Source organism: Sinomonas sp., from assembly GCF_051955515.1.
Taxonomy (GTDB): domain Bacteria; phylum Actinomycetota; class Actinomycetes; order Actinomycetales; family Micrococcaceae; genus Sinomonas.
In genome coordinates this window covers 1-19,328 of sequence record NZ_JBQCGQ010000152.1, presented here as the reverse complement: position 1 = coordinate 19,328, position 19,328 = coordinate 1, and the positions used below count along the sequence as shown (strand labels likewise).

Annotated in this window: 23 protein-coding genes; 18 read left to right on the top strand and 5 right to left on the bottom strand. The window is 67.3% G+C overall.

Annotation, left to right across the window (positions count from 1 at the left end; translation table 11 throughout):
* Positions 1-205 precede the first annotated feature (205 nt).
* The 7 genes from ACTHL9_RS08585 to ACTHL9_RS08555 are packed head-to-tail and all read left to right on the top strand — an operon-like array spanning position 206 to position 7,569.
* Complete coding sequence (locus ACTHL9_RS08585) at positions 206-1,021, top strand: carbohydrate ABC transporter permease (protein ID WP_440518435.1); 816 nt, start codon at positions 206-208, stop codon at positions 1,019-1,021.
* On the top strand, positions 1,021-1,809 hold the full coding sequence (locus ACTHL9_RS08580) for a carbohydrate ABC transporter permease (RefSeq protein ID WP_440518434.1): 789 nt from the start codon (positions 1,021-1,023) through the stop codon (positions 1,807-1,809). Before ACTHL9_RS08585 ends, ACTHL9_RS08580 begins: the two co-directional genes overlap by 1 nt.
* Positions 1,810-1,828: 19 nt before the next feature.
* Positions 1,829-2,185, top strand: coding sequence for a tautomerase family protein (locus ACTHL9_RS08575; protein ID WP_440518433.1), 357 nt, complete (start codon positions 1,829-1,831; stop codon positions 2,183-2,185).
* Positions 2,186-2,199: 14 nt separating this feature from the next.
* On the top strand, positions 2,200-3,264 hold the full coding sequence (locus ACTHL9_RS08570) for an NAD-dependent epimerase/dehydratase family protein (protein WP_440518432.1): 1,065 nt from the start codon (positions 2,200-2,202) through the stop codon (positions 3,262-3,264).
* Complete coding sequence (locus ACTHL9_RS08565; RefSeq protein ID WP_440518431.1) at positions 3,261-4,208, top strand: aldo/keto reductase; 948 nt, start codon at positions 3,261-3,263, stop codon at positions 4,206-4,208. The genes ACTHL9_RS08570 and ACTHL9_RS08565 overlap by 4 nt, the downstream gene beginning before the upstream one ends.
* On the top strand, positions 4,193-5,179 hold the full coding sequence (locus tag ACTHL9_RS08560) for a Gfo/Idh/MocA family protein (RefSeq protein ID WP_440518430.1): 987 nt from the start codon (positions 4,193-4,195) through the stop codon (positions 5,177-5,179). Before ACTHL9_RS08565 ends, ACTHL9_RS08560 begins: the two co-directional genes overlap by 16 nt.
* Before the next feature lie 23 nt (positions 5,180-5,202).
* Positions 5,203-7,569: a beta-glucosidase family protein gene (locus ACTHL9_RS08555; protein ID WP_440518429.1), complete on the top strand. Its 2,367-nt coding sequence runs from the start codon at positions 5,203-5,205 to the stop codon at positions 7,567-7,569.
* Between the two features lie 113 nt (positions 7,570-7,682).
* Here ACTHL9_RS08555 and ACTHL9_RS08550 read toward each other — a convergent pair whose 3' ends face one another.
* Genes ACTHL9_RS08550 through ACTHL9_RS08535 form a run of 4 tightly spaced genes read right to left on the bottom strand, consistent with a single transcriptional unit; the run spans position 7,683 to position 11,362 of the window.
* A complete protein-coding gene (locus ACTHL9_RS08550; protein ID WP_440518428.1) occupies positions 7,683-8,468 on the bottom strand; it encodes an amino acid ABC transporter ATP-binding protein in 786 nt (261 codons plus the stop codon).
* On the bottom strand, positions 8,465-9,403 hold the full coding sequence (locus ACTHL9_RS08545) for an amino acid ABC transporter permease (RefSeq protein WP_440518427.1): 939 nt from the start codon (positions 9,401-9,403) through the stop codon (positions 8,465-8,467). Before ACTHL9_RS08545 ends, ACTHL9_RS08550 begins: the two co-directional genes overlap by 4 nt.
* The gene (locus ACTHL9_RS08540; protein WP_440518426.1) at positions 9,400-10,344 is read right to left on the bottom strand and encodes an ABC transporter substrate-binding protein; all 945 of its coding nucleotides are present in this window, start codon (positions 10,342-10,344) and stop codon (positions 9,400-9,402) included. Before ACTHL9_RS08540 ends, ACTHL9_RS08545 begins: the two co-directional genes overlap by 4 nt.
* Positions 10,331-11,362 carry a succinylglutamate desuccinylase gene (locus ACTHL9_RS08535; protein ID WP_440518425.1) on the bottom strand — a complete coding sequence of 344 codons (1,032 nt, stop codon included), beginning with the start codon at positions 11,360-11,362 and terminating at the stop codon, positions 10,331-10,333. Before ACTHL9_RS08535 ends, ACTHL9_RS08540 begins: the two co-directional genes overlap by 14 nt.
* A 114-nt stretch (positions 11,363-11,476) precedes the next feature.
* Here ACTHL9_RS08535 and ACTHL9_RS08530 point away from each other — a divergent pair, with 114 nt between their 5' ends.
* Together ACTHL9_RS08530 and ACTHL9_RS08525 are read left to right on the top strand one after the other, a co-directional pair.
* On the top strand, positions 11,477-12,106 hold the full coding sequence (locus ACTHL9_RS08530) for a GntR family transcriptional regulator (RefSeq protein WP_440518424.1): 630 nt from the start codon (positions 11,477-11,479) through the stop codon (positions 12,104-12,106).
* Between the two features lie 122 nt (positions 12,107-12,228).
* Entirely contained in the window at positions 12,229-12,540 is a 312-nt protein-coding gene (locus tag ACTHL9_RS08525) for a putative quinol monooxygenase (protein ID WP_440518423.1), read from the top strand.
* 94 nt (positions 12,541-12,634) lie between these two features.
* On the opposite strand, the gene ACTHL9_RS08520 is transcribed toward ACTHL9_RS08525, so the two are convergent.
* On the bottom strand, positions 12,635-12,793 hold the full coding sequence (locus tag ACTHL9_RS08520) for a hypothetical protein (RefSeq protein ID WP_440518422.1): 159 nt from the start codon (positions 12,791-12,793) through the stop codon (positions 12,635-12,637).
* Positions 12,794-13,208: 415 nt separating this feature from the next.
* Here ACTHL9_RS08520 and ACTHL9_RS08515 point away from each other — a divergent pair, with 415 nt between their 5' ends.
* The 9 genes from ACTHL9_RS08515 to ACTHL9_RS08475 all read left to right on the top strand — a co-directional run.
* Positions 13,209-14,099 (top strand): hypothetical protein, encoded by an 891-nt coding sequence (locus ACTHL9_RS08515; RefSeq protein WP_440518421.1) that lies wholly within the window; start codon positions 13,209-13,211, stop codon positions 14,097-14,099.
* A 15-nt stretch (positions 14,100-14,114) separates the two neighbouring features.
* On the top strand, positions 14,115-15,431 hold the full coding sequence (locus ACTHL9_RS08510; RefSeq protein ID WP_440518420.1) for an SRPBCC family protein: 1,317 nt from the start codon (positions 14,115-14,117) through the stop codon (positions 15,429-15,431).
* Positions 15,432-15,537: 106 nt separating this feature from the next.
* Positions 15,538-15,945: a gas vesicle protein GvpJ gene (gvpJ, locus tag ACTHL9_RS08505; protein WP_440518419.1), complete on the top strand. Its 408-nt coding sequence runs from the start codon at positions 15,538-15,540 to the stop codon at positions 15,943-15,945.
* A gap of 15 nt (positions 15,946-15,960) precedes the next feature.
* Entirely contained in the window at positions 15,961-16,686 is a 726-nt protein-coding gene (locus ACTHL9_RS08500) for a GvpL/GvpF family gas vesicle protein (protein ID WP_440518418.1), read from the top strand.
* Positions 16,686-16,937 carry a gas vesicle protein GvpG gene (locus ACTHL9_RS08495; RefSeq protein WP_440518417.1) on the top strand — a complete coding sequence of 84 codons (252 nt, stop codon included), beginning with the start codon at positions 16,686-16,688 and terminating at the stop codon, positions 16,935-16,937. The genes ACTHL9_RS08500 and ACTHL9_RS08495 overlap by 1 nt, the downstream gene beginning before the upstream one ends.
* Positions 16,938-16,939: 2 nt before the next feature.
* Complete coding sequence (gene gvpO / locus ACTHL9_RS08490) at positions 16,940-17,419, top strand: gas vesicle protein GvpO (RefSeq protein WP_440518416.1); 480 nt, start codon at positions 16,940-16,942, stop codon at positions 17,417-17,419.
* Between the two features lie 93 nt (positions 17,420-17,512).
* Positions 17,513-18,121 (top strand): gas vesicle protein, encoded by a 609-nt coding sequence (locus tag ACTHL9_RS08485; RefSeq protein ID WP_440518415.1) that lies wholly within the window; start codon positions 17,513-17,515, stop codon positions 18,119-18,121.
* Positions 18,118-19,140: a gas vesicle protein gene (locus tag ACTHL9_RS08480; protein WP_440518414.1), complete on the top strand. Its 1,023-nt coding sequence runs from the start codon at positions 18,118-18,120 to the stop codon at positions 19,138-19,140. The genes ACTHL9_RS08485 and ACTHL9_RS08480 overlap by 4 nt, the downstream gene beginning before the upstream one ends.
* Positions 19,137-19,328: gas vesicle protein K (locus ACTHL9_RS08475; protein ID WP_440518413.1), on the top strand; the 192-nt coding region annotated here is incomplete at its 3' end. The genes ACTHL9_RS08480 and ACTHL9_RS08475, both read left to right, overlap by 4 nt.

The following is a 19,328-nucleotide window of genomic DNA, read 5'->3' as shown; positions in this document are numbered from 1 at the left end:
GTAGCCGGTATAGCCGATGCAGTAGTAGATGAGGCCCACGCCGAGTACGAGGGCGGGCAGGATCCAGGGCAGGCCCGATGCTTGGAGGCGGCGGCCGCTGCGCGGCCCGCGAGGGGCGGCGGGCTCCCCCCCCGGCCCCCGCGGCGGCCGCCGCCGCCTGCAAGCATCGGGCCTACCCTGGATCCTGCCCGCCCTCGTACTCGGCGTGGGCCTCATCTACTACTGCATCGGCTATACCGGCTACATCTCCACCCTGAACTGGGACGGAGCCAGCCCTGAGCCTCTCTCAGTCGGCACGAAGAACTACACCAACATCTTCGGTGACCCGGTGTTCTGGAAGGCCATCACCCACACGGTGCTCTTCTTCGTGGTCACCTTCGTCGTTCAGACGGCTCTCGGCGTCGTCTTCGCAGTCATCATGCACTCGCGCATCAAGCTCGCCGTGCTCTACAAAGTGATCGTCTTCGTGCCCGTCGTCTTGGCGCCCGCGATCATGGCACCGGTGTTCCGTCAGATCTTCGCCGCGAACGGCCAGTTCAACTGGGTGCTCGACCACCTCGGCCTCGGCTTCCTCTCCCAGCCGTGGATCGGCCAGGAGTCCACTTCACTCCCCGTCATCATGGCGATCACGATCTGGCAGTGGACCGGACTCACGTTCGTGCTCTACTACGCCGCGATGAGCCAGATCGACCAGTCGCTCATCGAGGCAGCCCGCATTGACGGGGCCGGAAACCTCCGCGTCCTGTGGAGCATCATCTGGCCCAATCTCCGAGGAACCACGGTGTCGCTCGGAATCCTCAGCGCCATCGGCGCACTGAAGACATTCGACATCCCGTGGCTCGTCACGATTGCCGGACCGAACAACTCGACCCAGTTCCTGGGCACGTACATCTACCAGATGACGATCCAGCTGGCCCACGTCGGCTACGGCGCGGCCCTGTCGATCATCCTGCTGGTCGTCGCCCTCGTCATGGCGATCATCCTTCAGATCGTGGCGCGTGAGAGGACAGGGAAACGCTGATGTTCGAAGTTCGCAAGTGGTGGAGCAAGGGGCTCCTCCAGCTGATCGCGACGCTGCTCGTGCTTCCGTACCTGTTCCCGCTGATCGCGATGGTCCAGGGTTCCTTCGCGGGCGACGGCTGGGGAAACTACCGGGACGTGATCCTGGTCCCAGGCTTCTTCCGGTTCTTCCTGAATAGCGCCATCATCTCAGGCGGTGTCATCGTGCTCGTCTACGCGGTGACGATGCTCGCAGCCTACGGGTTCTCGAAGCTGCGCATCCGCTTCCGAGAGGTCTACTTCTGGCTGCTGCTGGCTTGTCTCACCCTGCCCGAGGTCGTGCTGCTGACCCCGCTCTTCACCACCACTCAGGCAGTCGGCCTCTTCAATACCTATTGGGCGGTGATCCTTCCCCTTGCCGCGCTGCAGGTCCCGTTCGCGGTGCTCCTGACCCGCAATTTCATCAACGGCCTCCCTGATGAGATGTTCGAGGCCGCCCGCGTTGACGGCGCGAGCTCCTTCGGCGGCTTCATCCACCTTGTCATCCCCCTCACCAAGCCCATCGCGGCGGCAGTGCTGATCTTCACCCTCATCGGCGCGTGGAACGACTACCTGATGCCCCTCGTGTTCCTGCAGTCGCAGGACATGCAGACCATCACGCTGGTCCCCCAGTTCTTCGTGGGCGAGTTCAGCAATGACCAGACCAAGATCCTCGCGTCCGCGGTGCTGACCGCGATCCCCGAGATCGTCGCCTACCTCTGCCTCCAGGGCCTGTTCGAGCGCGGCCTTTCGGCCGGCGCTATCAAGTGATCCTCAGCTAGGAGTCTGTATGCCACTCATCCAGGTCGACCTCGACCGTGGACTGTACGACGCCTCGCACGACGCGATCGGCGAGGCCATCCACGATGCGCAGATCGAGGCGCTCGGAATCCCCTCAGACGACCGTTTCCAGGTCTTCCGTCCCCATGACCACGGCGAGCTGAAGTTCGATCCGGGGTACAACGCCGTCGACCGCCGCAGCCTCCTGCTCATCCAGGTGACGGCCGTGCACATGTATCCCGTGGCGGTGAAGCGAAAGTTCTTCGAAACCGTCGTGGCCAAGCTGACGCCCCTCGGGGTTCGGGCAGAGGATGTGCTCATCTCGCTCGTCGAGAACGGCTTCGAAGACTGGTACGCAGGCAAGTGACCGGAGGAAATCAAGTGCTCAAATACGATGCCGCGCCGCTCGCGGTGCTCTTCATCGGGGGAACCGGCACGATCAGCGCCTCGTGCGTGCGGCTCGCTGCCGCGCACGGGATGGCGGTGAGCGTGCTCAATCGCGGCGCCAACCGGGTCGGCCGGTCGCTCCCGCCAGAGGTCGAGCAGCTCACCGCCGACGTGGCGGATGACGCCTCGGTTCGCGCGGCCCTCGGGGGCCGCAGCTTCGACGCCGTCGTCAACTTCCTTTCCTACGATGACGACGACGTCGCCCGCTGGGTCTCGCTGTTCTCCGGCCGCGCGCGGCAGTACGTCCACATCAGCTCGGGCTCGATCTACGCCAAGCCGGTGCTCGTCACCCCGATCACCGAATCGACCCCGGTCGGCCCCAACCCTCCCCTGCCGTACGCGACCGCGAAATGGCGCGCCGAGCTCGCGCTCGCCCGTGCGTACCGCGAGCAGGGCTTCCCCGTCACCGTGATCCGCCCCTCCCACACGTACGACGACGCCAACCCGCCTCTGCCGGGCGGGTGGACCGTCGTCGACCGCATCGCCCGAGGCGCCGAAATCCCTGTTCACGGTGACGGAACCTCGCTCTGGACGCTCACCCACGCGGAGGACTTCGCGCAGGGCCTCGTGGGCCTGCTCGGGAGCGAGCGCGCCATCGGCGAGACCTTCCACATCACGGGCGACGATGTCCTCACGTGGGATCAGATCTACACGCTCTTCGCCAACGCCCTCGGGGTCGAGCCGCGCCTCGTGCACGTCGCGAGCGAGCTCTACCCGGTCGTGGCGCCCGAGTGGTTCTGGTCCGGAGAGTTCGTGGGCGACCTCGGCCATTCGGCGGTGTTCGACAACTCGAAAATCCGCCGGTTCGTCCCGGGCTTCGCGCCGCGTCTCACGTTCGAGCGGGCGGTCAAGCGGATGATCGAATGGCGTGAGGCCCACCCCGAGACCGCAACCGGCGATGCCGCCACCGAGGCGATCCTCGACCGCATCGTCGACGCCTATCACGCGGCCCACCAGGCCTTCGCGGACCGCGCGCCCGCACTCGAGGACGCCTCGTGACGCTCGCCACCCGCACGCTTGGTTCCACGGGTCTCAAGGTCACGGAGCTGTGTGTGGGAACGAGCCCGCTCGCGAGCATGGCGCGGCTCTATGGCTACAACGTGAGCGACGAGCGGGCTGTCGCCACCATCGACGCTGTCCTCGACAGCCCGATCCGCTTCATCGATACCTCCAACGGCTACGGCGAAGACGGTGAGGCGGAGAAGCGGATCGGACTCGCCCTCGCGGCGCGCGGCGGCGTCCCTGCGGACGTCGTGCTCGCAACGAAGGTGGACCCTGACCCGATCACGGGGGACTTCTCGGGCAGACGGGTGTTCGCCTCGTATGAGGAGAGCCTCGAGCGGCTCGGCGTCGATCGGGTTCCGCTGCTCTACCTGCACGATCCCGAGCGGATCTCCTTCGAGGAGGCCACCGCGCCCGGCGGGGCGGTCGAGGCCCTCGTGCGGCTACGCGATGTGGGACGGGTCGACTACATCGGCGTCGCAGGCGGTCCGGTGCGGCTGCTCGCGGAGTACCTCGAGACGGGCTTGTTCGACGTCCTGCTCAGCCACAATCGCTACACGCTGCTGGACCGGTCCGCCGAGTCCCTGTTCGCGACAGCCCGCGAGCGCGGCGTCGGCGTCGTGAACGCCGCCCCGTTCGGCGGGGGCATGCTCGCGAAGGGTCCCGATGTGCAGAGCAAATACGGCTACGGCGAGCGCGACGAGCGCATCGCCGACGCCGCCCGCGCGATGGCCGCGGCGTGCGCGCGGTGCAACGTGCCGCTCCCTGCGGCTGCGCTGCAGTTCTCGCTGCGGGCACCGTTCATCGACGCGACCGTGGTCGGGGTCTCCTCCCCCGAGCGTGTTGGCCAGACCCTCGAGTACGCGGCCCTGGAGATTCCCGGGGCACTGTGGACCGAATTGGAGACGATGGTCCCGCCGACCGAATGCTGGTTGGATTGATGGGCGGCACGTCTCTGCGGGTCGGACTCCTGGGCGCCGCTGGCATCGCCCCCACCGCCATGATTGCCCCGGCCCGACGCCGAGGCGATGTCGAACTCGTTGCCGTCGCCTCCCGCCGTTGTGCGCCTGAATTCGCCGAGCAGCACGGAATCCCCAGTGCTTATGCACGCTACGAGGATCTCCTCGCAGACCATTCGATCGAACTCGTCTATCTGGCACTCCCGCCGTCGGAACACGCGCAGTGGACTATAGCGGCGCTCGAGGCGGGAAAACACGTCCTCTGCGAAAAGCCGATGGCCATGAATGCGGCGGAGGCGAGCGCCGTCCTGGCCGCGGCAGAGAGAACGGGCAAAAGGGCATTCGAGGCCTTCCACGATTACTACCACCCGCTCCAAGCGTGGATTCGGGATTTCCTTGAATCCGGAGCATTGGGCGCACCGGTCTCGGTCAAGGCGACCTTCAACGGCGCGAACCCCTTTGATCCGGCGTCCATCCGCCACGTGCCGGAACTCGGGGGCGGCGCCCTTATGGACCTCGGCTGCTATCCCGTGCACTGGGTGCGCACCCTGTTCGGCGAACCGCGCATTACGCACGCGACGGCTTCCCGGAACCCTTTGGGAGCGGATCTCTGGATTGAGGCGCTTGCCGAGTTCGACGGCGGCGTACACGGGGTGGTGAGCGCGAGCATGGAGCCGGGGGTCACGCTCGAATCCAGCCTCACTATTGTCGGAGAGACGGGAAGGCTCCACGTGGAGAATCTCGTCTTTCCTGCCCGCGGGCATTCAATTCGAATTGAGCGTGACGGCGTCACCCACGTCTCCACGGTTGCCGGGCTGGATACCTACGACCACCAACTCGCCGCCGTGATTGAGGCCCTCCATTCGGGGAAATCGCTGGCGACAGAAGGTTCCGATTACGTCAACAACATGGCAGCAATCGACGCGATCTACGCGGCGGCAGGAATTCGCTGACCGCCCTCGGAAGGAAGCTCTGCATGTCCTCTTCAAGCACTGCCCTCGCGGGTCCTTGGAGCGATCCCGCCCGGTCCACGGCGGAGCGCGCGGCCGCCTTGATCGCCGAAATGACCATCGAGGAAAAGGTCGCCCAGCTCTACGGAGTGTGGGTGGGCGCGTCCGATCAGGGCGGTGAGGTCGCCCCGCACCAGCACGAGATGGAGGAGGGAGTCGACTTCGACCAGCTGCTGCCGTCTGGGCTCGGCCAACTGACACGGCCGTTCGGGACGGCCCCGGTGGACCCGGCGCTCGGTGCACTCTCGCTCCTGCGGACGCAGCGCCGCATCATGGCCGAGAACCGATTCGGGATCCCCGCCCTCGCGCATGAGGAGTGCCTGGCCGGCTTTGCCACATGGGGTGCGACGGCCTACCCGGTACCCCTCTCGTGGGGTGCGACCTTCAATCCGCGGCTCGTCCAGCAGATGAGCTCTCGGATCGGCCACGACATGCGCTCGGTCGGCATCCATCAGGGGCTTGCCCCCGTCCTCGACGTGGTGCGCGACCCACGCTGGGGTCGCGTCGAGGAGACCATCGGCGAGGATCCCTATCTGGTCGGGAGCATCGCCAGCGCGTACATCAAGGGCCTCGAGGGTGCCGGTATCGTGGCCACCCTCAAGCACTTCGTCGGCTACTCGGGATCCAAGGCCGCACGCAACCTCGCACCCGTCTCCATCGGCCGCCGCGAGCTCGCTGACGTCCTCCTGCCGCCGTTCGAAATGGCGGTGCGGGAATCCGGAGTCCGATCAGTCATGCACGCCTACACCGATATTGACGGCGTGCCCTCGGCGGCCGACGAGGAGCTTCTCACCGGGCTGCTTCGCGACACGTGGGGCTTCGCCGGGACGCTCGTTGCGGACTATTTCGGGATCGCGTTCCTGCGCACGCTGCATGCGATCGCGGGGTCGTGGGAGGAGGCCGCCGAACAGGCGCTGACCGCCGGGGTGGACGTCGAGCTGCCGACCGTCAAGGCCTACGGCTCCCCGCTCTGCGAGGCCGTGCGAGGGGGCAGGATCAAGGAAGAACTCGTCGACCGCGCGCTTGAGCGGGTGCTCGCCCAGAAGATCGAGCTGGGCTTGCTCGATCAGAACTGGTCGCCGGTCCCTGAGGTGCTGCATGACGCCGACCTCGCGAACGCGTCGGCCCTCCGGGGGTCCATCGACCTGGACAACGACCAGAACCGGTCGCTCGCCCGCGAGCTCGCCGAACAGGCCGTCGTCCTGCTCGCGAACGACGGGTTTCTCCCGTTGGCCGCCCCGCAGCGAATCGCCGTCATCGGCCCTACGGCGAACGACCCCATGGCTGTCCTCGGCTGCTATTCCTTCCCGGCCCACGTCGGAGCCCAGCATCCGGAGACACCCATCGGGCTGCGCCTGCCCACGCTGCTCGAGTCCCTCACAGAGGAGTTCCCGGCCAGCGAGGTCAGCTTTGTTCAGGGCACGAGCATCGACGGCGGGGACACGGACGAGTTTGCGGACGCCGCTCGCGCGGCCTCCGACGCCGATCTCGTCGTCCTCGCCCTCGGCGACCGCGCCGGACTCTTCGGCAGGGGGACCAGCGGGGAAGGCTGCGATGCAGGCTCCCTCGCCCTGCCCGGGGCGCAGCAAGCCCTCCTCGACCGGGTCCTCGCCGTGGGGACGCCCGCCGTCGTCGTCCTCCTTTCGGGGCGACCCTACGCGCTCGGTGCGGAGACGTGCTCCGCGGCCGCGGCGATTGTCCAGGCGTTCTTCCCCGGTGAGGAGGGAACGGGCGCCGTGGCCGGAGTTCTGAGCGGGAGGGTCAACCCCTCGGGCCGGCTCCCGGTCAGCATTCCGAGCCGTCCCGACGCCCAGCCCTCCACTTACCTTGCCCCCGCCCTCGGTCGGAAGACCGCCGTCTCGAACATCGACCCGACGCCCGCGTTCGCCTTCGGGCACGGCCTGAGCTACACGAGCTTCGAGTGGAGCGACCTCACCGCGGACTCGGCCAGCATGTCCACCGATGGAACGGTTCGGCTCACGCTTCGCGTCCGGAACGCTGGCGGCCGGGCCGGATCCGACGTCGTCCAGCTGTACCTCCACGACCCGGTCGCCTCGGTCGTGCGGCCGCTCCAGCGCCTGATCGGGTATCAGCGGGTTGAACTGGATGCTTGGGAAGAAGTGCTGCTCGCGTTCGAGGTGCCGGCCGACCTGGCCTCGTTCACGGGGCGTGACGGACGGCGCATCGTCGAACCCGGCGAGCTGGTCCTCGGCTTCGGCCGGTCCAGCGCCGACATCGTGCTCGGCCACAGCGTGACTCTGACGGGGCCGGTGCGCATCGTGGACCACACCCGGAGGCTGCATCCGCGCTGCACGGTCTCCACCACCCCCTAGCCGTTTCGGGTGCACCAACTGACCCTCCAGACCGGCAGTTGGCGTACCCGAAAAGGCCGAGGGCGAACTTATCTGTACCCGAAACGAAGGGGTGCGCAGCCGGGATTCGAGCCTTACAGCACCGCGGAAAGGAACGCCCGCGTCCGCTCGTGCTGCGGTCTGCCGATGACGGCCTCCGCGGGGCCTTCCTCGATGATGCGCCCGTCGTGCATGAACACCACGCGGTCGGCGACGTCACGGGCGAAGCCCATCTCGTGGGTCACGACGATCATCGTCATCCCGGACTTGGCGAGGTCCTTCATGACCCGGAGGACCTCCCCCACGAGCTCGGGGTCGAGCGCGGAGGTGGGCTCGTCGAAGAGCATCACCTTGGGCTGCATGCAGAGGGCCCGGGCGATCGCCACGCGCTGCTGCTGGCCGCCCGAGAGCTGCCGCGGGTAGGCGTGGGCCTTCTCGTGCATGCCCACCTTCTCGAGCAGATCGAAGGCACGACGGCGGACCTCGTCCTTGCGCTGCTTGAGCACCTTGAGCGGCGCCTCCATGAGGTTCTCGAGGACGGTCATGTGCGGGAAGAGGTTGAAGTGCTGGAAGACCATGCCGATGTCGGTACGGTCGGCGCAGATCTCGTTGTGGGACTGCTCGTGGAGCTTCTCCCCCTTGAGGCGATAGCCCACGACCCGTTCGTCCACCCAGATGAGCCCCCCGTCGATCTTCTCCAGATGGTTCACGCAGCGCAGGAAGGTGCTCTTGCCGGAACCCGAGGCCCCAATGAGGCAGACCACTTCGCCGCGCTTGACCTCGAGGTCGATCCCCTTGAGGACTTCGAGCGGGCCGTAGCTCTTGCGGACACCCTCGGCGCGCACGAGTGGAAGCTCGTCCGGTGCGGTCTGAATGCTCATGATGCTCGGCCCTTTCCGGTGCTCAGCGGTGCGTGCACCCTGAAGATCTTGCGGAGGCGTTCCATGGGGCTGGGGGGCGCCGAGCGGGAGGCGCCCCGCGAGAAGCGGCGCTCGAGGTAGCCCTGGCCGACCGTGAAGACGGTGGTGACGATGATGTACCAGATGCTGGCCACGATGAGCAGCGGGATCACCTGAAGGTTCTTGGAGTAGATGATCTGCGACGAGTACAGCAGGTCGGGGACCGCCAGAACGCTCACGAGGGACGTGGTCTTGAGCATGCCGATGAACTCGTTCCCCGTGGGCGGGATGATGACCCGCATGGCCTGCGGCAGCACCACGCGGGCGAGGGTCAGGAGCCGCGGCATGCCCAAGGCGCCGGCGGCCTCGGTCTGCCCCTGGTCCACCGACTGGATCCCGGCTCGGACGATCTCCGACATGTAGGCGCCCTCGTTCAGTCCCAGGCCCAGGATCGCCGCCGTCAGGGGCGTGATGAGCTGGTTCGCGTCGAGGCTGACGCCCGGGAGGCCGAACGTGATCTCCGGATAGAGGGCCGAGAGGTTGAACCAGAACAGCAGCTGGACCAGCACCGGGGTCCCGCGGAAGATCGTGACGTAGGCGCTCGCCGACGCCCTCGCGACGGGGTTGGCGGAGAGCTGCATGACGGCGACGACCACCCCGAGGGCGACGCCGACCGCCATGCAGACCACGGTCAGGAACAACGTGATCCCGATGCCGTTCACGATTGCGACATCACGGAAGTACCGGGCCACCTTGTCCCAGCCGAAGCGCGGGTTGGTCACCGCGGAGACGAGCAGGAGGAGGACGACGGCGCCGATGGCCGCGCCGGACACCCAGCGCCACAGGTGCCGGGCCGGCACCACGGTGAAGGTCCGCTTGCTCGCTTCCCTGACGAGCACGCCCGTGCGGTCGCTCATTGGGCACCCCCCGCTTGGACCGCGGCGGGGGTGACCGCCGCCGACTGCGGGACCCCGTACTTCGCGTTGATCTGCCGGTACGTCTCGCTGCCCACGAGTCCCTTGACCGCCGCGACGATTGCGGGAGTCAACGGCGAGCCCTTCGGCATGGCGATGCCCACCGGCGTGGGCTCAAAATCCTGGTCGCCCGCGAGCTCGAAGGTTCCCCCGGAGAGCTTGCTCGCGTAGCCCAGGGCGATCAGTCCCGACATGACGCTGTCCACACGCCCGGAAACGAGCGCCATGTTCGCCTCGTCCTGAGAGGGAAAAAGCTGAACGTCGATCGGCGCCTTGCCCGCGTCCACGCACTTCTGCGAGAAGGCCGGCAGCGTCTCGATGCCCTGCGTCGTCCCCTTCTCGCCACCCACCTTCGTGCCGCAGAGCTTCATCGGGTCCAGTGAAAGCTTCTTCGGGTTCCCGGTCTTGACTGCGAGTCCCGAGCCGCTCTGCTGGTACACCGCGAAGTCCGCGTTCTTCTGGCGCTCGGCGGTCACGTTGAATGCGGAGATGCCCACGTCGAACTTGTGCGAGCTGACGCCGGGGAGGATGGTGTCGAACGTGGCGGGCACCAGCTGGACCTTCACCCCCAGGGCCTCGCCCAAGGCCTTCGCGAAATCGGCGTCCCAGCGGACGACGGTCTTGCTGTCGTCCGCGTAGAACTCGTAGGGCGAGAACGTGGGGTCGGTGCCCACGGTCAGGGTGCCCTTCGCCCTGAGGTCCGCCGGGAGCAGGTCCGCAGCGGCCTTGTCGAACGACGCCGCGGGGACGGCGACCGCGCTTCCCGGGTTCGAGGTCGCGCCCGCCTGCTTGCCGTCGTCGAGCGATGCTGTGGTGCAGCCGGTCATGGCGACTGCTGCCGCCGCGAGGAGCGCGGTGGCGGGGAGGAGATTACGACGTCGCATGGTCGCCTTTCGGTGGTGTTGTCCCGTGGTCGACGGCGATGTTGACCAGGGTGGTGCCTACATTGACGAGGGCGGGATGACGCACGACGGCGACGACCCCACCCAGAGGTGCGTGAAAATCCTTGGCGGGCCGGTCGAGTTCCTCCACGGAGTGGACGCGCGCGACGACGTCGCCGGCGCTGACGCTCTGGCCGAGTTCGACGAGGGGTTCCATGAGGCCCGCCATGGTTGACCTCACGGCGGATCCGGCACCCAATTCGACCCAGCGGACGGGTTCCCTGGGTGTCCTCGAGCCATTCCTGAGCACGCCCCAGTGGGCAAGCAAGGATCGCAGCCCCTTCCTCGCTCTCGCCAGGATGGGGAGGGAGACAGTGCCGCAGCCGCCGAGCTCGGCGGAGATCATCGGAACCCCGGCCCGATCTGCCGCGCTGCTGATGGAGCCGGCCTTCAGCATGGGTTTCACCACCACCGAGTAGGGCACGTTGAAGGCCTCGACGGCCGAGATCTTCTCGGCCCAGAGTTCCTCCGTCGGCCCGAGGTAGACGAAGGCCGAGGGCACGTATTCGGAGGCGGAGCCGCCGGAATGGATGTCGATGACGTAATCCGCCATGGGGATGAGGTCCTCGGCCACGATGGAGGCGATCTGCTGCGCCGGCCCGCCATCCTTGCGTCCTGGAAGCGCCCGGTTGAGGTTCACGCCGTCGACCTCCGATACCCGCCGTCCCTCCCGCACGGCAGAGATGTTCAGGGCGGGAAGAATGATGAGCCGCCCGTCGAGGTCGTCCGGGCCGAGCGAGCGAATCAGCTCCTGGAGGAGAACCTGCCCCTCGTACTCGTCTCCGTGGGTTCCGGCCGTCAGCAGAACGGTCGGGCCGCGCCCGCCGCGGATGACGGCGATCGGGGACGGGATGACGGCGGCGTCGTTCTCATTGTCCGAGTGCTCGACCTCCAGATAGCCCAGCTGCTTGCCGAAGCCGTCGAAGTCTATGCCGGGAATGCGAGGGATGAGAGAGGTCATGGGCCACTACTTCCTTGTGGTGGGCTGGATTGGATACACTGTATTCAATGGATCCTGTGCTGTAAAGCACTATAGAGAAGAAGGGATCCGTCACAAGGAGGAGGCGAGGGGCGAATGCCGGTGCAAGCCGCTGGGAAAGCGCGTCCTCTGAGCGAGCGCGTTTACGAGAGCATCTGCAACGACATCATCAAGGGCGTGATCGCGCCGGGGGCACCTCTGATCCAGGAGCAGCTCGCCGAGGAGTATTCGGTTTCGCGGACCCCCGTCCGCGAGGCACTGAACCGGCTCGTGCACGAGGGCTTGGCCACGCTGACGCCCGGCGCGGGCTACGCGGCCACGACGCTGACCCGCTCAGAGGTAGAGGAGGTCTACGAGGTCCGCAAGGCCTTGGAGATCATGGCCATCAAGCAGTTCGAGGCCAACTACTCGAGCCTCGAACTCGCACGATTGGAGTTCCTGATCGCGGAGGGGTCCGCGTGCAAGGACGCGGAGGAACTGTTCAAGGCCACCCGCGCTTTCCACCTCGCGCTGGCGGCCCCGGCCTCCAACAGCTTCCTCCTGAAGACGCTGCAAGTCGTCTGGGACAACCCTGTACAGCGGCTCATCAGCCACTCCTATCAGGTGGACGAGGACAAGCTCGAGCGGGTCGCGGAAGCGCACTCCAAGATCGTGGCCGCCGCCAGGGAAGGCGACGCCGACGCCCTCATCCCGCTCCTGGACACCTGCCACGAGAAGGACCAGTGACCGGCCGGCAGACCGCCGAGGTCGGTAAAGTCGCTATCAACACCGAGTCTGGCAGCGAGGCTCGCCCAAGCAAGAAAGGCCAGCGACGAGGTCGCGGGCCCACTCACCTCCTAGGAGCCACCATGACCGTCGTCGTCACCGCCATCTTCAAGCCTGCGCCCGGCCGCAAGGACGAGCTCGTCGAGGCGATGCGCCCCGGAATTGCCGCCGTGCACGAGGAGCCGGGCTGCGAGCTCTACGCCATTCACGACGCCGAAGACGGCACCATCACCATGCTCGAGAAGTGGTCCTCCCAAGCCGACCTCGACGCCCATGCCAAGGGGCCCGCCGTCGCCCTCCTGAACAAGGACATCGATGGCCTCCTCGCCGAGCCGGTCCTCGTGACCACAATGTCCCCCATCCCCGCGGGCACGGATTTGCAGGGCGCGCTCTAAGCACGCCTCAGGAACCAGAGACTCTTGAAAGTGTCACGGGCTAACGAGCCGTAAGCCCGTGACACTTTCACGGGAGGAGTACGGCCCGAACCGGCTAGATCCAGCGGGGGGCGTTGGGGATCTCGGCGAGGGGGCCGCCGTTGTGCGTCGCGGCGAGGAGAGCGTTCGCGGCGTTCGACCACGTCAGGCCCGCGGGCAGCTCGACGCCCGCGGGCGGAACCTCGGGCAGCTCAGTCGGGAGAGAGGTGGCCACGCGTGGATTGGGAGGTGGCCACGCGTTGGTGGGCCGTTGGGGGCAAGGAGCCTTCCGCGTCAAGAGGCGGACAAGTCCAACAGTACTGATTCGATCGGCGTGGGTTGGGTATCACTTGACCGTGGACTTCACTGCACGCGCTTTGATTGTCTGCGCTGAGGCGCCCTAGCCAGCGCTGGACGCCTATGGCATCGTGGGACCACGCTGGATATTCCGTTCGCATTCGGCGCTGGGCCCAAATAAAAGCAGTCCGTTCGCACACATCGGGCCGCATCACAGCTTCCGAGGAAACCCAGAAACCCGGAGCTTCAATATCATATAACGACCTTGTCACGGATGGAGGCTAACCGTGAATGGAAGGGCGCAATTAGCCGTTGTTCTTCTCGGCGGCTACCTGCTTGGCAGGACCAAGAAGATGAAGCTTGCGATTACGGTGGCAAGCGCCATCGGCGGCAAGCAGCTTCTCAATAATCGACAGGACCTCGTGAGCAGGGCCACCAAGGTCCTTGACTCCTCACCCGAGGCCAAACTACTCGTCAACCAGGTGACCGGCACGCTCGTGCAGGCCGCACGGGGCGCAGCGCTCACGGCGGCCTCGAAGGGCGTCAGTTCCCTCAGCGACAACCTCCAAGGCCGCGCCGAGAAGCTTCGTGCGCCGAAGGAAGCGGTCGGCAAGGCCGGGGACAAGGCAACAGAGGCGGGCGGTCAGGCAACCGAGACGGCCGGCAAGGCCGCTGGATCTGCCGGAAAGACCGCGGGGAGACTCGCCGGTCCCGCCGTCGGACTTCTTCGGCGGAAGCGGCGCGGCAAGTCTGAAGAGCAGGAACCCGAGGAAGGGACTCCAAGGGACGAGGAGACTCGCACCCAGGACGAGGACCAGGACGAGGGCTACGAGGACGAGGACCACGGCGAGGACTACCCCGAGGATGAAGGCCACGCCGAAGACGAGGACTACGAAGACTACGAGGACGAGGAGCCCGAAGGCGCAGAGTCCGAAGGCGAAGAGTCCGAGGGCGAGGACTACGAGGACGAGGAGGAGCCGCGGGACGAGGACGAGGAGGAGCAGCCTCGCGACGAGGAGCGCAAGCCTCAGCGTCAGGCTGATCGCCAGCCCCGTCGCGAGTCGGCCGGCCGCTCCGGCGGAGAGTCGGGCCGTTCATCTGGTGGCGAGAAGCCCAGCCAGCGGCCAGCCCGGCAGCGCCCGGCAGCCCCGCGCCCAGGCGGCGCCGAGCGCCGCAGTTCAAGCAGCTCCGAGCGCCGTCAGGCCCCGTCCGGACGTCCGAGCAGGAAGCCCACGTCCGAATAGTCCAGGAGGCACGTCATGGCGGAAAACGCAACCACAGAATCGGCTTCTGAAACCAAAGAATCGGGCTCCCTCACCGACAAGCTCGGCCTGGGCGGCCTGAAGGAGGCCGCTGGCAGCTATGCCGGGTCCCTCCTCAGCAACGGAATCGGCAAGGTCACCGACTCGGTCGAGGGCCTGAGCGGGAAGCTGAACGACTTCGCCGAAGGCAAGGTCTCGGTCAAGGACAAGGCCAAGGTCGGCGGCCTGAAGGCGAAACTCCAAGGCAAGAGCCCTGTGCTCGGAGCCGTTGGCGGTGCCCTCGGCGGCGTCACGGACAAGGTCAAGGACACCGTCAAGTCGGGGGTCGAGGCCTTGACCGGGGGCGGCAAGAAAGGCCGAGGCAGTCGGAAGCAGAAGCTCGTCAATATCGTCGAATGGGCCGACGTAGGCGTTCCCGTCAAGGTCGCCTACAACCAGTGGACCGAATTCGAGCAGTGGTCCGACTTCATGAAGAAGGTCAAGAACGTCGAATACGACAGGGACAAAGGACAGGTCTCGTTCAAAGGCCAAGTATTCCTGTCGCATCGCACTTGGGAATCCCAGATCAAGGAGATGGTCCCGGATACGCGGATCATCTGGAAGTCGAAGGGCGCCAAAGGCCACATGGACGGCGCGGTCACATTCCATGAATACGGCCCAGAGCTGACCAAGATCTGCGCCATTGTGGAGTACTACCCGCAGGGGCTCTTCGAGAAGACCGGGCAGATCTGGCGCGCCGTGGGCCGTCGCGTCCGCGTGGAGCTCAAGCGCTACGTGCGCCATGTCATGACCTACAGCATCCTCAACCCGGAAGAGGTTGTGGGATGGCGGGGCGAGATCCGCGATGGCGAGATCGTCCGCACCCACGAGGAGGTCGTGGAGGAAGAGCAGCGCGAGGAAGAGGAAGCACGGCGCCAGCGCGAAGAACAGGACCAAGGTCAGGATCAAGACCAGGGCGAAGAAGACTACGAGGACTACGACGAGGAGGAAGGCGAGGAGCGCTCCCCGGAGGACGAGCACTCCGACGAGGAGAGCTCGGACGAGTACGAGGACGAAGACGAGGACGAGAACTCCAAAGAGGGGACCTCCGACGAGTACGACGACGAGGACGAGGACTCCGACGAGGAGACCTCCGACGAGTACGACGAGTACGACGACGAAGAACCCGACGAGGAGGAAGAAAGCGAAGAGGGCGAGGCGGCCGACGAATACGAGGACGAGGAGCCCGAGGAAGATCGCAGCGAGGGCAACGGCCAGAAGCGGTCCGGCGCAGGCCGGCGCGCGCCGTCGTCATCCAGCCGAGGCCGTCGGTGAGGGGCCCGCTCACGGCGCTTCCGCCGTCGTCGTCCATCCCGCCCAGCAACGCTGAGCCCAACGCCAGGAACGCTGCCAGGAGCATTGCGACAGTTAGGAGCGGATCATGAGTACGGCTATGCAGCCGCGTGGGGGCTACTTGGACCGTCCCCACTCGAGTTCTCTTGCCGACGTCCTGAACGTCATCCTCGACAAGGGACTCGTCATCGACGCGTACATCCGCGTCTCACTCGTGGGCATCGAAGTCCTCACGATTGATGCCCGCATCGTCATCGCGAGCGTCGACACCTACTTGCGCTTCGCGGAGGCGACCAACCGTCTTGACCTCGCCAGCCAGGGCGGCAAAGGCCTCCCCGACATGATCGACGACATGCGCGAGGGCGGCTCGCGCAGCAAGACCAAGGGCGTGATCGGCGGGGTCAAGGACGCGATCAGCGGCGGCAGGGACGACGATGACGAGGACGATGACAAGGAAGAGGCGAGGGCCCCGCGCCGCCGGCGCGAAGACAAGTAGGCGAAGGGAGTGACTGTGAGCCTCTATGTGTACGGAATCGTCCCGGAGGGTTCGGAGGTCCCCGAACTCGACGGCCTTCAGGGTCAGATAGTGACGGCGCTCCCGGCGGAGGGCCACGCCGCGATTGTCTCCCGGGTGGAAGACGAGGAGGCCCTCGGGACCCCCGATGACCTCGTAGCGCACAGTGCCGTGTTGGACCGCATCGCGGCCGACGTGCCGGTCCTCCCCATGGTCTTCGGAACCGTAGTGCCGGACGAGGAGACCCTCGTCGAGGAGGTCCTGGTGAGCCGCCATGGCCTCTACGCCGAGAGCCTGCGCAGGGTCGAGGATGCGGTGCAGTTCTCGCTGCGCGCGCGTTTCGTCCGTGACGAGGTGCTCGGCGAGCTCATCGCCGAGCAGCCGGAGATTGCGACGCTCCGCGAGGCGATTTCCGGAACCGGCGAGGACGAGAGCCGCGACGAGCGGATCCGGCTGGGCGAGCTCGTCGTCCAGGGGCTCCAGCGGAAGGCCGCGGAGGAGGCGCCCCGCATCCGCGCGGCGCTCGAGCCGCTCGCCCGCGAGCTCGTGGAGCGCGAGGCATCCCAGGCAGAGGACGTCATCGAGCTCGCCGCCCTCGTGGACCGTGACCGCCAGGACGACTTCGAGCAGGCCGCGGAGGAGCTCGCGCGGGAGGGCGCGGGGCGGATCACCTTCCGCCTCCTCGGGCCGCAAGCGCCTTACGACTTCACCGGCAGCTTCTGATGGGACTCTTCTCAGCCGTCTTCGGCCTCCCCCTCGCACCCGTGAAGGGGGTGGTCTGGGTCGCAGAACGCCTGCAGGAGGAAGCCGAGCGGCAGTACTACGACCCTGGGCTGATCCGGCGCCAGCTGGAAGAGGTCGCACAGGCCCGCGCTGAGGGGACCCTGTCCGACGAGGACGCAGGGAAGCTGGAGCGCGAGCTGGTCGCCAGGATGCTCGAGGGCAGCCGGCGTCAGCGGAGGGAGGGGTACTGATCGTGGCAGAAGAGGAGGAGCGTGCGCCGGCGCGGCGCCGCCCGCCCGAAGAACGAACGACGACGCGCGAACGCCCCGCTGCCCGCGAGCGGCCCCCAGCGCGCGAAAGGCCGGAGCGCGAAAGGCCCGCGCCGCGCGAGCGTCCGGCGCCCCGCGACCGGGACGACCGGCCTGAGCGAGATGACGGGGACGACCGCGACGACCGGCCCGCGCGCCCGAAGAAGCTCAGTTCGACGCGGCTCGCACAGCTGGCGGTCTCCCACCTGAAGGAGCTCACGACCCGAGACATCGAGGCCGTGGTCGGCATGTCCCGGAAGGACGACGGGAACCTTGTGGTGATTCTCGAGGTCGTGGAGAACCATCATTTCCCGGACTCGGCAGACATCATGGCCGAGTACTCCGTGGAAGTGGACCCGGACGGGGAGCTGGTGGGCTACTCGCGCGGACCCCGCTATCTGAGGGGGCGCCCGGGCGACAAATAGCGCCTGCGGGAGAAGATTTCCGCAGGCAGCAGGAGCCCCGACAAGCAGCACATACGAGAATGGAGCGGGCATCGACAACCAGGCGGAGATCTGATGACCACCGAAGGCGAACACCCCGACCCCGGGCCCCCAGCTGAGGAGCAGTCCGGGCGGGGTACTCGCGCGCCTCGGGCCCCTCGCGAGGCAGGCCGCTCCGACGTCATCCCCTATTCCGGCCGCGGCGCCTCCGCCCGCCCAGCCGGTGCGGGCGGGATGTCCCCCGGCGGGATACCGCCAGGCTCGCCGCTCATGCCGCAGCGCAGCCGCGAGGGAACGCTGACCCACATCATCGAGACGCTGCTCGACAAGGGCCTCGTCATCAACGCGGACATCACCGTGTCGCTCGCCGGCGTCGAGCTCCTGGGGATCCGCGTCCGCGCGGCACTCGCTTCGTTCGACACCGCGGCCCGCTACGGACTGGACTTCCCGTCCGGGACCGACCGCAACACCGTCGCATGGAACGAGGCCTCCGAGCGGAAGGACACCTGCCCGCAATGCGGCAAGACTGCGCCAGTCGATCAGCTCCTCTACGAGTTCTGCCCATGGTGCGGTTGGCGGAGCGCGATCGCGATCGCGCAGTCCGACGGCGGAGGATCCCTTGAGCGAGCAGGCGAGAGCGAGGACGACGGCGGTGCGGGAACCGCCGAGGAGGCCCGGGAATGACCGAGCTGCGCGAGCCGGAGAGGACGACATCCGGGGAGGCCGCCAGGCCATCGTCGTCCGCGCGGCCGCTGACGCCCACGCGAGATCGCGAGGCGACGCTCGCCGCGCTCGTTGATTCGCTCCTCAACAAGGGCGTGTACCTCGACCTCGACGCCGTGATCACGGTTGCGGGCATCCCACTCATCGGGCTGAGCCTTCGCGCCGCCCTCGCGGGAATGGAGACGCTGCTCGAATACGGAATGTTCGAGGACTGGGACGAGCGGACGCGCGCGTGGGCCCGCCGGCTCGCGCCTGCTGGGCTGGATCTGGCCGCCGACGAGCAGATCGTTGCGCGGATGCCCGGCGCCTATCGTCTGGACCTCACCCCGCCCATCTGGCAACCCGGCACGGTCTTCCTGACGGACCGGCGGCTGCTCGTCTACCGGAGTGAGCCCGCGGCGATGCTGTGGCAGGTTCCGCTTGCGCGCGTCACCCACGTGGGGAAGGTGTCCGAGCGCGGCATCGGCGGCAAGGACGTGCCCCGCCTCCTCGTCACGACGGACGACGGCGGCCTCGCGCACCTGACTGCGGCGCGGCCCGATCGGCTGCGGGACCTGCTCCTCCGGCGACTGCGCGGCGCGCCGGCCAGTGAAGTGCCGGCCAGCGAAGTGCCGGCCAGCGAGGCGCCGGCCAACGAAGTGGCGCCCAACGAACCGGCCGAGCAGGCGGACGCCGAGCTCTGGGTCGAGGAACGGCGGGCGTCGGGGCCGGTGTGGCGGTGCGGCGAGGGTCACATCGACGACGACGGATTCCGCTGGAGGGGCGACGGCGACCGGCGGCCGGCGGTACGGATCGCGCCGCACGACGTCGTCGAGATCCGCAGGGAGGAGCGGGAAGGCGAGCCGGAAGGTCTGCTGGCGTTCGTCGTCGTCACTCCCGACGGGGAGACGCGCTTCGCGGCCGCGCCCGGCGCGGACTGGGAAGAGCGGCTGCAGAAGATGGCGACTGGGCACGCCGGAGGCGAGGAGGCGAGGGGATGAGCACGCTCAGGATCGATGAAGACAACCTCACGGCGGGCCTCTTGACCCTCGTGGTCACGCTCGTCGAAATCATCCAAGAGGCACTTGAGACGCAGGCGGTCCGCCGGATCGAGGGCGGAACGCTCACGGCCGAGGAGCAGGAGCGGCTCGGCAACGCGCTGCTCCAGCTGGACGAGGCCATGGCCCAG

Excerpts from the sequence above, each read along its gene's own strand:
- ACTHL9_RS08550 (WP_440518428.1), bottom strand. The coding sequence starts at position 8,468 with ATGAGCATTCAGACCGCACCGGACGAGCTTCCACTCGTGCGCGCCGAG.
- ACTHL9_RS08575 (WP_440518433.1), top strand. The coding sequence starts at position 1,829 with ATGCCACTCATCCAGGTCGACCTCGACCGTGGACTGTACGACGCCTCG.
- ACTHL9_RS08580 (WP_440518434.1), top strand. The coding sequence starts at position 1,021 with ATGTTCGAAGTTCGCAAGTGGTGGAGCAAGGGGCTCCTCCAGCTGATC.
- ACTHL9_RS08515 (WP_440518421.1), top strand. The coding sequence starts at position 13,209 with ATGAAGCTTGCGATTACGGTGGCAAGCGCCATCGGCGGCAAGCAGCTT.
- ACTHL9_RS08560 (WP_440518430.1), top strand. The coding sequence starts at position 4,193 with ATGCTGGTTGGATTGATGGGCGGCACGTCTCTGCGGGTCGGACTCCTG.
- ACTHL9_RS08495 (WP_440518417.1), top strand. The coding sequence starts at position 16,686 with ATGGGACTCTTCTCAGCCGTCTTCGGCCTCCCCCTCGCACCCGTGAAG.
- ACTHL9_RS08545 (WP_440518427.1), bottom strand. The coding sequence starts at position 9,403 with ATGAGCGACCGCACGGGCGTGCTCGTCAGGGAAGCGAGCAAGCGGACC.
- ACTHL9_RS08535 (WP_440518425.1), bottom strand. The coding sequence starts at position 11,362 with ATGACCTCTCTCATCCCTCGCATTCCCGGCATAGACTTCGACGGCTTC.
- ACTHL9_RS08485 (WP_440518415.1), top strand. The coding sequence starts at position 17,513 with ATGACCACCGAAGGCGAACACCCCGACCCCGGGCCCCCAGCTGAGGAG.
- ACTHL9_RS08480 (WP_440518414.1), top strand. The coding sequence starts at position 18,118 with ATGACCGAGCTGCGCGAGCCGGAGAGGACGACATCCGGGGAGGCCGCC.
- ACTHL9_RS08530 (WP_440518424.1), top strand. The coding sequence starts at position 11,477 with ATGCCGGTGCAAGCCGCTGGGAAAGCGCGTCCTCTGAGCGAGCGCGTT.
- gvpJ (WP_440518419.1), top strand. The coding sequence starts at position 15,538 with ATGAGTACGGCTATGCAGCCGCGTGGGGGCTACTTGGACCGTCCCCAC.
- ACTHL9_RS08525 (WP_440518423.1), top strand. The coding sequence starts at position 12,229 with ATGACCGTCGTCGTCACCGCCATCTTCAAGCCTGCGCCCGGCCGCAAG.
- ACTHL9_RS08555 (WP_440518429.1), top strand. The coding sequence starts at position 5,203 with ATGTCCTCTTCAAGCACTGCCCTCGCGGGTCCTTGGAGCGATCCCGCC.
- ACTHL9_RS08540 (WP_440518426.1), bottom strand. The coding sequence starts at position 10,344 with ATGCGACGTCGTAATCTCCTCCCCGCCACCGCGCTCCTCGCGGCGGCA.
- ACTHL9_RS08510 (WP_440518420.1), top strand. The coding sequence starts at position 14,115 with ATGGCGGAAAACGCAACCACAGAATCGGCTTCTGAAACCAAAGAATCG.